Origin of the sequence: Sphingomonas sp. DBB INV C78, from assembly GCF_042693015.1 — a bacterium.
Taxonomy (GTDB): domain Bacteria; phylum Pseudomonadota; class Alphaproteobacteria; order Sphingomonadales; family Sphingomonadaceae; genus Sphingomonas_E.
This window is the reverse complement of sequence record NZ_CP170544.1, coordinates 1,067,816-1,080,380: the sequence shown is the minus strand read 5'-3', so window position 1 is coordinate 1,080,380 and position 12,565 is coordinate 1,067,816. Positions and strand designations below refer to the sequence as shown.

The following is a 12,565-nucleotide window of genomic DNA, read 5'->3' as shown; positions in this document are numbered from 1 at the left end:
ATATGTCAGCTTGCGGATCGACTGTTGCCGATTTGCCATGCGGAACGTCTGCGGCGAAATCAGGATTTCGGCGTGAACCGCGCGACCAGATCATAGTTCGAGCCGGGGAATATCTGCCGGACATGGGTGACGTCCATATCCTCCTTCCAGGTCCGCCGCTCGATCGCGAGGCAGGCGGTGTGCGGCGGCACATCGAGCAGGCCCGATACATGCGCATCTGCGTTGATGGCGGCGATGCGATGCTCCGCTTCGGTCCAAGGCACCGCATCGAGCAGCCAGGTGCCGGGCGGGATTTGGCTGAAATCGACATCGACTGCAGCGGGCGCGGCCGCCAGCCCGATCAATCGCTCCTCCAGCGCGAACGGTCGATCGTCGGCGAGATGCAGGCATTCCAGCACCAGCAAATGGCCGTCTCGCGCCAGTTGCCCCTCGATCGGGCTGTGGTCCAAGGCTTTCCGACATTTGCGCGACAGCAGGCGGAGGCCGTAACGCTGCCCTCGCGCCTCCACCTCTGCGCGAATGTCCGGCACCGCCAGCACCGGCGCATGAACCCTCGGTTCGGCCACAAACGACCCGCCGCGACGACGACGCACGATCAGGCCGGCGTCGACCAGCGCCGCGATTGCCTTGTTCACCGTCATCCGCGCGCAGCCGAACTCGGCCATCAGTTCATGTTCGAACGGGATACGGTGCCCCGGCGGCCACGCGCCCGAAAGTATGCGTTGCTCGATATGCTCGCGGATTCGTCGGTTGAGTGTCGTCATGCGGTGAGCAGTCGTTGCATCACCGCAATATAACGCGCGGTTACCACGTCGCGGTGATGATGAACGCCGCCCGTCACCAACCGTCGCCCACCTAGCCACACGCCATCAATGAGACGTCGGCCCGCGGCAAAGATGAAGCTGTCTAGAATCGCGTCACCGGTGCGGCCCACAAGCGCCGGATGATCGGCATCGAGCGTGATCCAGTCCGCCGGCAGGTCAACCACCAGGCCCGCTTCCGCCCCCAGCGCGCGTGTCCCACCTGCCAGTGCCTCAACGAACAGCGTCCGTCCGACCGAGCCGTCGACCTCCGCCAGCAGGTTGCGGCCGCGATGGTGGAGCCGCTGCCCATATTCCAGCAGCCGCAACTCGTCGGCGAGGTCGATCGCCACATTGGAATCCGTCCCGGCACCCCATGCACCGCCGGCCTTGCGATAATCGACCGCCGGAAACAGGCCATCGCCAAGATCTGCCTCGGTAACAGGGCACAATCCCGCCACTGCGCCCGATGCGGCAAGACGAGCGCTCTCCTCGGCCGTCATGTGCGTCGCATGGACGAGGCACCAACTCGCATCGACGGGCGCATGATCGAACAGCCACTCGACCGGACGTTGCCCGCTCCAGGCGACACAATCCTCAACCTCGCGCACCTGTTCGGCGATGTGGATGTGGATCGGATGGGCATCCGCCAGCGGCAACACCGCCGCCAGCGCATCGGACGTCACGGCGCGAAGGCTGTGCGGCGCGATCCCGACGATCGCGCCAGTCAGCGGTGCCATCGCCCTGCGGCTCGCCTCGATCAGACGGGTATAGCTGTCGGGATTGGTCAGGAAACGCGTCTGCCCCTCGCCCGCCGGCACACCGCCGAAGCCGCCTTGGGCATAGAAGACCGGCAAAAGGGTGAGGCCGATGCCTGCGGTCTGCGATGCGGCGCCGATACGCACCGCCATTTCCGCGGGATCGACGAAGGCGTGACCGCCAATATCGTGGTGCAGATAATGGAACTCGCCGACCCGGCCATATCCGGCTTCGACCATCTCGACATAAGCCAGCGCCGCGATGGCCTCGACATCATCCGGCGTCAGCTTGGCGACAAAGCGATACATCCATTCGCGCCATGTCCAGAAGCTGTCCGCACCCGGCCCGCGCAGGCCGGTCAGCCCCGCCATCGCGCGCTGGAAGGCATGGCTGTGCAGATTGCCCATTGCCGGCAGGCCAATCGCGATTCGCTCGTCGCTCGGCTCAGGCGCGACGCCGATATGGACCGCCGAGATCGTCCCGTCGGCCACGCTCACGCGCACGTCCGAATGCCAGCCCTGCGGCAGCAGGGCAGTTGCGAAATGGAAGGCGGTGCTTTCGACCACTGGACAGGCTCCCTCGTTCACGAATATGTATAGACATTATTGAGGACAGACGGAAGGAGGCGAATGTGACGCTGTGCGATCGCATCTGGCGCAATGCTCGCCTTGCCACTCTTGCGTCCGGCAACTCCGGCCTCGGCGAGGTGGAGGACGGACTGATCGCGGCCCGCGACGGCATGATCGTCTATGCCGGCCCGGCCTCCCAAGCGCCCACACTCGACGCCGCGGAGGTCATCGATTGCGAAGGCCGCTGGATCACCCCCGGTCTGATCGATTGCCACACCCACCTCGTTTACGGCGGCGATCGCGCGCATGAGTTCGAGCTCCGACTTGCTGGCGCTTCCTACGAGGAGATCGCCCGCGCCGGCGGCGGCATCATCTCGACCATGAAGGCGACCCGCGCCGCCAGCGAGGCCGAATTGGTCGCTGCCACCCTTCCCCGTCTCGACGCGCTCATTGGCGAGGGCGTCACCACGGTCGAGATCAAGTCGGGCTATGGCCTGTCGCTGGTGCATGAGGCGAAACAGCTTCGTGCCGCCCGCGCGCTTGGCGACCAGCGACCTATATCCGTCCGCACCACTTTCCTCGGCGCGCACGCCTTGCCGCCCGAATTTTCCGGCGACCCCGACGCCTATATCGCCGAAATTGCCGACAGGTTGATCCCCGCCTTTGCGGCGGAAGGGCTGGCCGACGCCGTGGACGCTTTCTGCGAAGGAATCGGCTTCACGCCCGATCAGGTCCGCCGCGTGTTCGAGGCCGCCCGTGCGCAGGGCCTGCCGATCAAGCTCCACGCCGAACAGCTTTCCAACCTTCACGGTGCAGCGCTCGCAGCCAGTTTCGGTGCCCTTTCCGCCGATCATCTCGAATTTCTGGACGAAGCCGGCGTCGCGGCGATGGCGAAATTCGGCACGGTTGCCGTGCTACTACCGGGCGCCTTCTACTTCGTCCGTGAGACAAAGCTGCCGCCGATCGAGGCATTACGCGCTGCTGGCGTTCCGATCGCACTCGCCACCGACTGCAACCCCGGCACCTCGCCCCTCACCTCGCCGCTGCTGGTGATGAATATGGCGGCAACCTTGTTCCGGCTGACCGTGCCCGAATGCATCGCCGGCATAACGCGGGAAGCCGCCCGCGCGCTTGGCCTGCTCGATCGCATCGGCACGCTCGAAGCCGGCAAGGCCTGCGATCTTGCGATCTGGGACGTGGAACGCCCCGCCGAACTGGTTTATCGCATGGGGTTCAACCCGCTCCATGCCCGTATCTGGAGTGGTCGATGACCGAAATCATTCTCAAGGCCGGCGAAGCGACGCTGGCCGACTGGCGCGCCATCTATCACGGCGCGAGCGCGCGGCTGGACACTTCGACCGCGCCCGCCATCGCGGCCAGCGCCGCGGCGATCGAACGGATCCTGGCCCACGGCGCCCCGGTCTACGGCATCAACACCGGTTTCGGGAAGCTCGCCAGCGTCCGCATCGAGGCGGAGGATCTCGCCACGCTTCAGCGCAATATCGTGCTGAGCCACGCCGCCGGCGTCGGCGAGCCGATGCCCGTGCCGATCGCGCGACTGATGATCGCGTTGAAACTCGCAAGCTTCGCCCATGGCGCATCGGGCGTGCGGCCTGAGACGGTGGCGATGCTGGAGGCAATGCTGGCGAAGGGGCTGACGCCGCTCATCCCCTGCCAGGGTTCGGTCGGCGCCAGCGGCGACCTCGCCCCGCTTTCGCATATGGCCGCGGCGATGATCGGCGTGGGCGAAATCTATGTTGGCGGCAAAGTATTGCGCGCATCCGACGCCTTGACGTCAGCCGGTCTCGTGCCCCTTACGCTCGGCCCCAAGGAAGGGCTGGCGCTGCTCAACGGCACGCAATTCTCCAACGCCAATGCGCTCGCCGGGCTGTTCGAGACGGAAAACCTGTTCCGTTCCGCCCTCATCACCGGTGCGCTTTCCACCGAAGCGGCCAAGGGATCGGACGCGCCCTTCGATGCCCGCATCCACCAGCTCCGCCGTCACGCCGGCCAGATCGAGGTGGGGGAGGCGTTGCGCGAACTGATGGCCGGCTCCGCCATCCGCGCCTCGCACCTCGAAGGCGATGCGCGCGTGCAGGATCCCTATTGCCTGCGCTGCCAGCCGCAGGTGATGGGCGCGGCGCTCGATCTGCTGCGTCAAGCCGGCCAAACGCTCGCCACCGAAGCCAATGGCGTGTCGGATAACCCGCTGATCTTCGCCGATACCGACGAGGCGCTTTCCGGCGGCAATTTCCACGCCGAGCCGGTCGCCTTCGCCGCCGACATGATAGCGCTCGCCATCTGTGAGATCGGGTCGATTGCCGAGCGCCGCATCGCCATGTTGGTCGACCCTGCACTGTCCGGCCTGCCCGCTTTTCTGACGCCGCATCCGGGGCTCAATTCGGGCTTTATGATCCCGCAGGTGACGGCCGCTGCGCTCGTCTCCGAAAACAAGCAGCGCGCTTATCCGGCGAGCGTCGATTCGATCCCGACCTCGGCCAATCAGGAAGATCATGTGTCGATGGCCGCGCATGGTGCTCGGCGGCTGCTGGCGATGGCGGAAAATGCCCGTGCGGTGATCGGCATCGAATATCTGGCGGCCGCGCAGGGTTGTGATTTCCACGCGCCGCTCACCTCCAGCACCACGCTCGAATCCGCCCGCGCGCTGCTGCGCGGCGTGGTGCCGACCCTGGGCGAGGACCGCCATTTCCATCCCGACATCGCCGCTGCCACCGCATTGGTCGCGGACGGCAAGGTCGCCGCCCTCGCCGATCTACCGGGCATCGCATGAGCGACTGGCTGGAAATCCACCGCGGCACCGCGCCGCTGATCGTCAGCTTCCCGCATACGGGAACTGATATCCCGGCGGATATCGAAGCGACGCTCGCCGATGCGTGGCTGGCCCGCAAGGATGCCGATTGGTGGATCCACAAGCTCTACGCCTTCGCGCGCGATCTCGGCGCGACGACGATCCGCACGCCCTTCTCGCGCACCGTGATCGACGTGAACCGCGATCCTTCGGGCGTGTCGCTCTATCCCGGTCAGGCGACCACCGGGCTTTCCCCAGTCGAAACCTTCGACGGCGAACCACTTTATTCTGGGGCCGCGCCGGACGAGGCGGAGATCGCGCGGAGGCGCAGCCTCTATTTCGATCCCTACCACGCGGCGATCCGCGCGGAGATCGAGCGGCTGCGCGGGCTGCATCCCGCCATCACTCTCTACGACGCCCATTCGATCCGCAGCCACGTGCCGCGCCTGTTCGACGGTGAGCTGCCGCAGTTCAATATCGGCGATAATGGCGGCACAACCTGCGGTCCGGCCCTGACCGCCGCTATCGAAGCCGCCTGCGACGCCTCTCCCTTCAGCCGCGTCACCAACGGCCGTTTCCGGGGTGGCTGGATCACCCGCCATTATGGGCAGCCGGAAAAGGGCGTGCACGCGATCCAGATGGAGCTCGCCTGCCGCGGCTATATCGACGAACCGGCTGAACCCTTCACCCCCGCCAACTGGCCGACACCCTTTGACGCCGCCCTCGCCGAGCCGCTCCGCCACGTCCTCAAAACCGTGCTCACGGCCGCCATTGCCTTCGCCAAGGAACAAGCATGACCCGCATCGACAATAGCCGCGTCATCCGCCCCGCCACCGGCACGGAACTGTCCGCCAAGAGCTGGCTCACCGAGGCCGCGCTGCGGATGCTGATGAACAATCTCCACCCCGACGTGGCGGAACGACCCGAGGAGCTGGTCGTCTATGGCGGCATCGGCCGTGCCGCGCGCGATTGGGAAAGCTATGACCGGATCGTCGAGACGCTGAAGCGGCTGGAGGACGATCAGACCCTCCTCGTCCAGTCGGGCAAGCCGGTCGGCGTGTTCCGCACCCACGCCGATGCGCCGCGCGTGCTGCTCGCCAATTCGAACCTCGTGCCGCATTGGGCGACGTGGGAGCATTTCCACGAGCTCGATCGCAAAGGCCTCGCCATGTACGGCCAGATGACCGCCGGATCGTGGATCTATATTGGCAGCCAGGGCATCGTTCAGGGAACCTACGAAACCATCGTCGAGATGGGCCGCCAACACCACGGTGGATCGCTAACGGGCAAGTGGCTGCTCACCGCGGGCCTCGGCGGCATGGGCGGCGCGCAGCCGCTGGCTGCGGTGATGGCCGGCGCATCCTGCCTCGCCGTGGAATGCCAGCCCTCGCGGATCGAGATGCGGTTGCGCACCGGTTATCTCGATCATGCCGCGACGACCATCGAAGAAGCGATGGCGATCATCGACAAGGCTTGTGCCGAGAAGAAGGCCGTCTCGGTCGGCCTGCTGGGCAATGCTGCCGAGATCCTGCCCGAACTTTACGCCCGCGGTATCCGCCCCGATCTGCTGACCGATCAGACCTCCGCCCATGATCCGGTCAACGGCTACCTCCCCGTCGGCTGGACGCTGGAGCAGTGGGCCGAGGGTCGCGAGCGCGATCCCACCGGGGTTGCGGCGGCGGCCAAGCAGTCGATGGCCACCCATGTCCGCGCCATGCTCGATTTCCAGGCGGCCGGTGTGCCAACGGTCGATTATGGCAACAATATCCGCCAGATGGCGCTGGAGGCCGGCGTCGCTAACGCCTTCGACTTCCCCGGCTTCGTGCCCGCCTACATCCGCCCGCTCTTCTGCCGCGGCATCGGTCCCTTCCGCTGGGCAGCGCTCTCGGGCGACCCCGAGGACATCTACAAGACCGACGCCAAGGTGAAGGAGCTGCTGCCGGATAACGCGCACCTCCATAACTGGCTCGACATGGCGCGCGAGCGCATCCACTTCCAGGGCCTGCCAGCGCGGATCTGCTGGGTGGGCCTGGGCGATCGCCACCGGCTTGGCCTCGCCTTCAACGAGATGGTGGCTAAGGGCGAACTCAAGGCGCCTGTCGTCATCGGCCGCGACCATCTCGACAGCGGATCGGTCGCCAGCCCCAATCGCGAGACCGAGGCGATGGCCGACGGATCGGATGCGGTGTCGGACTGGCCATTGCTTAACGCGCTTCTTAACACCGCCTCCGGCGCGACCTGGGTGTCGCTCCACCATGGCGGCGGCGTCGGTATGGGCTTTTCGCAGCATGCCGGCATGGTGATCGTCGCCGACGGCAGTGAAGCTGCGGCGAAGCGGCTCGAACGCGTGCTGTGGAACGATCCGGCAACCGGCGTGATGCGCCACGCCGACGCGGGTTACGAGATCGCCAAGGACTGCGCCCGCGAAAAGGGGCTCGACCTGCCCGGCATCCTTTGAACGCCGGTGGCGCTACTTCCTGAGCGCCACCAGAGCAAGCAGCAGCCAGCCCGCGATCATCCCCAGCCCACCCAGCGGCGTCACTGCGCCCAGCCAGCGCGGGGCGCCGAACGCCATCGCGTAAAGCGTGCCCGAAAAGATCAGTGCGCCGAGCAGCATCAGCAGCGCAGGCCCCCGTCCCCTCGGCAGCGTCAGCGCCGCGATGGCGGCGGCGGCATGGACAAGCTGGTAGGTCGCCCCGGTCCGCAGCCATTCGGCCGCTTTGCCCTCCGCCCCGTGCGCGCCGAACGCGCCCGCGGTCACCGCAACCGCGCCGGAAAGCCCCGCCAGCGCCGCCACTCGCCCAACCCGCTTCATTTCTGTTCCAGTCCTTCCATGGGATTGCCCGGCCGAAACATCATGTCCCTAGCCGTGCGGAGATCGCCGGACTTGCTCTGCAGCTCCAGCCGGATCGTGTCCCGCTCGCGATATTCATGCTCGATACGGTCGACATCTTCGGGCGAGGCGCCCACCGCCTCCAGCGCCTTGCGCCCCATCAGCACCGCGGATTCGAACATTTCGCGCACCGATCCGGCGATATCGAGGCCATCAAGACGCATCAGCGATTGACGATCATAAGCGCGGACAAGGATCGCCGCCTGCGGGAAGGCCGCCATGACCTGTTCGAGCATATCCTTGCCAAGCGTGCGATCGTCGATGCAGAAGATGATCGCGCTCGCTTTCTCAGCGCCCGCCTGCCGCAGCAGATCGAGGCGGAGGCCGTCGCCATAATAGACCTTCATGCCGAAATCGACGCCGCGCTCGATCGTCGAGGGCGCATTATCGATCAGCGTCACATCGACGCCCTTCGCCATGAGCATCTGCGCGACCGTCTGGCCGAAACGCCCATAGCCGACAAGGATTGCCTCTCCCTCTGGGCCCGCGGACGGCCCTTCCAGATCGGTGCGCTCGACCGATTTCTCCTCGGTGAAACGCCGCGAAAGCTTCATCAGGAACGGCGTGCTCGCCATGGACAGCGTCACCACCGCGCCGAACAGGCTTGCGGCCTCCGGCGCGACGAGTTGCGCCTCCGCCGCTTGGGCGAACAGCACGAAGCCGAACTCGCCGCCCTGACTCAGCAATAGGCCGAGCGCGAAGGCTTTGCGTGTCGAGAGGCCAAACAGCCGCGCGAGGCCGAATATGACGCCGGTCTTGATGATCACCACCGCGGCCGCAAGCGATAGCACGAACACGGGCCGCGTCATGACCGCGTTCAGATCGAGCAACATGCCGACAGCCAGGAAAAACAGGCCGAGCAGGATGGTGCGGAACGGCTCGATATCTGCTTCCAGCTCGTGCCGGTAAGGCGAATCCGCCAGCATCATGCCGGCGATGAACGCACCCAGCGCGGTCGACAGGTGGAGCGCCTCCATCACCGCCGCGGAGGTGATGACGGTGAACAGACCGGCGGCGACGAACAACTCGCGTTCGCCGAGATTGCCGATCAGGCGGAATAGCGGATTGATGATGAAGCGCCCCGCCAGCACCAGCCCGACGATCGCGGCGACCGTGTAGATCGCGAGCAGCCAGCCCGGCGGCGCGGAGGGGTCCGCGGGTGCGCGGGAAAGTGCTGCGATGATCGTGATCAGCGGCACGATCGACAGATCCTGGAACAGCAGGATCGAGAAGCTCTTTTCCCCGAACGGCGTGTTAAGGCGACCTGCCGACCGCAGCATCGGCAGCACCTGCGCGGTCGAGGACAAAGCCAGCGGCAGGCCGAGCGCGATCGCGGCGGCCGGGGAAAATTCCGTCGCAACGGCTAGGAAAGCGGCCACTGCGACGCCGCACAGAACGACCTGGGCAAGCCCCAGTCCGAAGATATCCCGTCGCAGGCGGATCAACCGGGCGGGATTGAGGTCCATGCCGACGATGAACAGCAGCAGCACGATGCCCAGTTCGGCGATGCCGAGCTTGCTTTCGGCGTCGCCGACCAGACCCAGCCCCTGCGGCCCAATCAGCGCGCCCGCGACGAGATAGCCGAGCACCGCGCCCAGCCCTAGGCGGCGGAAGACGAGGACGAGGACGAGCGCCGCGCCGAGGAGAATCACGCCATCCTTCAGCAGCAATGTGGTGACATGCTCCTCGTTCACGCCACCGCCTCCGAAGCGCGGGCGGCGGCCTCCGCCACGGCTTCGAAGGCGAGCCGGATCGATGCGTGTCGCGCCTTGTGCGGGCGCGCCGGCGCGAAAATGCCGAGTCCCGGCCAGTCGCCGGGATCGTCCCGTTCTCCTGCCAGGAAGGCCGTCAGCGCATCGCGGGCATTCGCGAGTTCGTCGACGCTGCGGCCGATGGCATGCCCACCCATCAAGGCGGCGGATGCCTGGCCGAGCGCGCAGGCGCGCACTTCCTGGCCCAGAGCAGCGACCCTGCCTTCTGGGTCCATGCTGACGTCGACGGTGATACGGCTGCCGCAGACGGGAGAGCGCCGTTCCGCGCTCGCCTGTGGCTGATCGAGCCGTTGCTGGTGGGGGATGGCCGTCGCCAGCCGGAGGATTTCGGTATTGTAGAGCGCGCCGGACATGGCCCCCATTTAGGCGGCGATGACGCCCGGCAACACCCCCTTAATCACCGGATTTCTTTTCTGCGGCCTTGGCCCGCATCTCGACGAAATCGACGATAGCGCGGCTGCTGGCGTTGAGCAGCGGGAAAGTTCGCGATGCGCGCAGCCATTCGGGCCGCTCCGCCGACGCGCCATACCAGACATCGCTCGCAAGGTTCACGGCCAGGAACAGCAAGGCCGACAGAATCAGGCCCTTGATGCCGCCGAATCCGAAACCTAGCGCGCGATCCACCGGCCCGAGCACCGATTGGCGCATCTGCCGCCCCATCCTGACCGCGAGCAGCTTGCCGGCCACGAACACCAGGATGAAGATCAGCGCGAAGGCCAGCACCGCTGCGCCCATATGCGTTCCCACCGGCCCTTCGAGCACCGCCGTCACCGGACCATGACCGATCTTCACCGCCAGGATCGCGGCCACCCAGGCGAACAGCGAGAGCATTTCCGCCGTGAAGCCGCGAAAGGCGCCCAGCACGGCCCCGCCCCCCATCAGCAGCAGGACGACAATATCGAGCGCAGTCAGATTCATGACGGGCTTGCTAAAGGACAATGAGGGTTGGGGAAACAGGCTCTTTGATACTTGTGCGGTGAGTTGTGGAGAAGCACCCGCAATCGGCCGAAGTTGAGGAAGTTGAGGGTTACCAGCGCATTTTTCCACTTCCTCGCAAAATGGCGATCCCACGATGGGAAGGAGCTGAGAACGGCGAAAATCCGCGCCCTTCGCATGATTATACGGATTTGAGGCGCTGTAGGACAGCGTGAGGCGAACGCCACAGGCGCGCGACACTGACGCGACGGCATCGGAACGGGAAGCGACCGCCACGCGACGATAAGGCGACGGTAGCGCGCCAGTGAAGCAACAATGCCGCCTCGACCACAAAACCGTCATGCCAGCGTAGGCTGGCATCCATGGCTTTCTCCATCTGCGTTACCGTTTGCCGTGATAGCCATGGACCCCAGCGTAGACCTACGGTCGACTTCGTCTCGCTGGGGTGACGGTTTAGGGAGGTAAGCGAACGGAGCGCTATGCGCTGTTCCGCTGGCTGGTGCCCTACCCCCGCCCCAACATGTGATCGACCAGCGCGCCGAGCGTCGTGAACGCCGATAGCCGCAATTGATCCGCCTCCACGCCGCGCGGGACAAGGCCGCGTTCGAAGCCGAGCTTGGCGGCCTCCTTCAGGCGGAGATTGCCGTGGGCGACGGGGCGGACCTCACCAGACAATGCGACTTCGCCGAAGATGACGGCATCGGGCGCCACGGGCCGCTCGGCGAGCGCGGAGATGAGCGCGGCGGCGACGGCAAGGTCCGCCGCAGGATCGGACAGGCGATAACCGCCCGATACGTTGAGATAGACTTCCGCGGTCGAGAAGCTGAGGCCGCAGCGTGCCTCCAGCACCGCGAGGATCATCGCCAGTCGCCCGGAATCCCAGCCTACCACCGCACGGCGTGGCGTCGCCCCGCTCTGCAGGCGGACGACGAGCGCCTGGATCTCGACCAGCACGGGCCGCGTGCCTTCCATCGCCGGGAAGACGGTGGCGCCGGCAATTTCCTCGCCGCGATGGGTGAGAAACAGGGCGCTCGGATTGGCAACCTCGTCCAGCCCCTTTTCCGCCATCGAGAAGACGCCGATCTCGTCAGTGCCGCCGAAGCGGTTCTTGATGGCGCGGAGGATGCGATATTGGTGGCTGCGCTCGCCTTCGAAGGCGAGCACGGTATCGACCATATGTTCGAGCACGCGGGGGCCGGCGATCGTGCCGTCCTTGGTGACATGGCCCACAAGGATCAACGCGGTGCCGCGTTCCTTGGCGAAGCGGATCAATTCCTGCGCCGACGCGCGGACCTGGCTGACGGTGCCGGGCGCGCCTTCGATCAGGTCCGAATGCATCGTCTGGATCGAATCGATCACCAGCAAAGCCGGCGGCGCGCCTTGCGACAGGGTCGTCAGGATGTCGCGAACCGAGGTCGCAGAAGCGAGTTGGACGGGCGCGTTGCCCAACCCCAGCCGGCGGGCGCGCAACCGCACCTGATCGGTCGCTTCCTCGCCGGAAATATAGGCCACGTCGCGGCCGGCCAGCGCCAGCTTCGCCGCGGCCTGAAGCAGCAGGGTCGATTTGCCGATGCCCGGATCACCGCCGATCAGCGTGGCGGAACCGGATACCAGTCCGCCGCCCAGCGCCCGATCGAATTCGGCAATGCCGGTCGCCATCCTCGGCGGCAGCGCGACTTCCGTATCCAGCCCGACCAGTTCGATGGAACGGCCACCGCCGCGCAGATCATGCTTGGCGGAAAAGACCGTGATGTTCGACAGTTCCTCGGCAAGCGTGTTCCACTCTCCGCAATCGACGCATTGGCCCTGCCACTTGCTGGTGGCACTGCCACAGGCCTGACAGACATAGCGTTTTTGCGGTTTGGCCATGGGGCTCCGATCCTGAACAGATCGGGAACATAGCGATGAGCACGAGCGAGGGCAATGGCCCCTTTCCCGTCATGCTGAACTTGTTTCAGCATCCACCGCGTCACAAACGAGGACTTCGCAAGCGGTAGGGTGGACCCTGAAACAAGTTCAGGGTGACG

At 65.9% G+C, this 12,565-nt stretch carries 11 protein-coding genes; 4 read left to right on the top strand and 7 right to left on the bottom strand.

Annotated features, from left to right (window positions below; translation table 11 throughout):
* Positions 1-59: 59 nt before the first annotated feature.
* Positions 60-764 carry a histidine utilization repressor gene (gene hutC / locus ACFB49_RS05255; RefSeq protein WP_380876862.1) on the bottom strand — a complete coding sequence of 235 codons (705 nt, stop codon included), beginning with the start codon at positions 762-764 and terminating at the stop codon, positions 60-62.
* Positions 761-2,125 (bottom strand): formimidoylglutamate deiminase, encoded by a 1,365-nt coding sequence (locus ACFB49_RS05250; RefSeq protein WP_380876859.1) that lies wholly within the window; start codon positions 2,123-2,125, stop codon positions 761-763. The genes hutC and ACFB49_RS05250 overlap by 4 nt, the downstream gene beginning before the upstream one ends.
* A 71-nt stretch (positions 2,126-2,196) precedes the next feature.
* Between ACFB49_RS05250 and hutI the strand changes: the two genes are divergently transcribed.
* Genes hutI through hutU form a run of 4 tightly spaced genes read left to right on the top strand, consistent with a single transcriptional unit; the run spans position 2,197 to position 7,395 of the window.
* Positions 2,197-3,399, top strand: coding sequence for an imidazolonepropionase (hutI, locus tag ACFB49_RS05245; protein WP_380879844.1), 1,203 nt, complete (start codon positions 2,197-2,199; stop codon positions 3,397-3,399).
* On the top strand, positions 3,396-4,919 hold the full coding sequence (gene hutH / locus ACFB49_RS05240) for a histidine ammonia-lyase (protein ID WP_380876857.1): 1,524 nt from the start codon (positions 3,396-3,398) through the stop codon (positions 4,917-4,919). Before hutI ends, hutH begins: the two co-directional genes overlap by 4 nt.
* Positions 4,916-5,734: an N-formylglutamate deformylase gene (gene hutG, locus ACFB49_RS05235; RefSeq protein WP_380876854.1), complete on the top strand. Its 819-nt coding sequence runs from the start codon at positions 4,916-4,918 to the stop codon at positions 5,732-5,734. The genes hutH and hutG overlap by 4 nt, the downstream gene beginning before the upstream one ends.
* A complete protein-coding gene (hutU, locus tag ACFB49_RS05230) occupies positions 5,731-7,395 on the top strand; it encodes a urocanate hydratase (RefSeq protein WP_380876851.1) in 1,665 nt (554 codons plus the stop codon). The genes hutG and hutU overlap by 4 nt, the downstream gene beginning before the upstream one ends.
* A gap of 12 nt (positions 7,396-7,407) precedes the next feature.
* On the opposite strand, the gene ACFB49_RS05225 is transcribed toward hutU, so the two are convergent.
* From ACFB49_RS05225 to radA, 5 genes are all read right to left on the bottom strand, one after another.
* A complete protein-coding gene (locus tag ACFB49_RS05225) occupies positions 7,408-7,752 on the bottom strand; it encodes a DUF423 domain-containing protein (RefSeq protein WP_380876848.1) in 345 nt (114 codons plus the stop codon).
* Positions 7,749-9,524: a cation:proton antiporter gene (locus ACFB49_RS05220; protein ID WP_380876845.1), complete on the bottom strand. Its 1,776-nt coding sequence runs from the start codon at positions 9,522-9,524 to the stop codon at positions 7,749-7,751. The genes ACFB49_RS05225 and ACFB49_RS05220 overlap by 4 nt, the downstream gene beginning before the upstream one ends.
* Positions 9,521-9,964, bottom strand: a complete 444-nt coding sequence (locus tag ACFB49_RS05215; RefSeq protein WP_380876843.1) for an iron-sulfur cluster assembly scaffold protein — start codon at positions 9,962-9,964, stop codon at positions 9,521-9,523. Before ACFB49_RS05215 ends, ACFB49_RS05220 begins: the two co-directional genes overlap by 4 nt.
* Positions 9,965-9,995: 31 nt before the next feature.
* Positions 9,996-10,520, bottom strand: a complete 525-nt coding sequence (locus ACFB49_RS05210; RefSeq protein ID WP_380876841.1) for a CvpA family protein — start codon at positions 10,518-10,520, stop codon at positions 9,996-9,998.
* A gap of 522 nt (positions 10,521-11,042) precedes the next feature.
* Positions 11,043-12,407 carry a DNA repair protein RadA gene (radA, locus tag ACFB49_RS05205; RefSeq protein ID WP_380876838.1) on the bottom strand — a complete coding sequence of 455 codons (1,365 nt, stop codon included), beginning with the start codon at positions 12,405-12,407 and terminating at the stop codon, positions 11,043-11,045.
* Between the last annotated feature and the right edge of the window lie 158 nt (positions 12,408-12,565).

Bases quoted from the DNA above. Each gene is read 5' to 3' on its own strand.
- hutH (WP_380876857.1), top strand. From the start codon at position 3,396: ATGACCGAAATCATTCTCAAGGCCGGCGAAGCGACGCTGGCCGACTGG.
- radA (WP_380876838.1), bottom strand. From the start codon at position 12,407: ATGGCCAAACCGCAAAAACGCTATGTCTGTCAGGCCTGTGGCAGTGCC.
- ACFB49_RS05210 (WP_380876841.1), bottom strand. From the start codon at position 10,520: ATGAATCTGACTGCGCTCGATATTGTCGTCCTGCTGCTGATGGGGGGC.
- ACFB49_RS05225 (WP_380876848.1), bottom strand. From the start codon at position 7,752: ATGAAGCGGGTTGGGCGAGTGGCGGCGCTGGCGGGGCTTTCCGGCGCG.
- ACFB49_RS05215 (WP_380876843.1), bottom strand. From the start codon at position 9,964: ATGGGGGCCATGTCCGGCGCGCTCTACAATACCGAAATCCTCCGGCTG.
- hutU (WP_380876851.1), top strand. From the start codon at position 5,731: ATGACCCGCATCGACAATAGCCGCGTCATCCGCCCCGCCACCGGCACG.
- hutC (WP_380876862.1), bottom strand. From the start codon at position 764: ATGACGACACTCAACCGACGAATCCGCGAGCATATCGAGCAACGCATA.
- hutG (WP_380876854.1), top strand. From the start codon at position 4,916: ATGAGCGACTGGCTGGAAATCCACCGCGGCACCGCGCCGCTGATCGTC.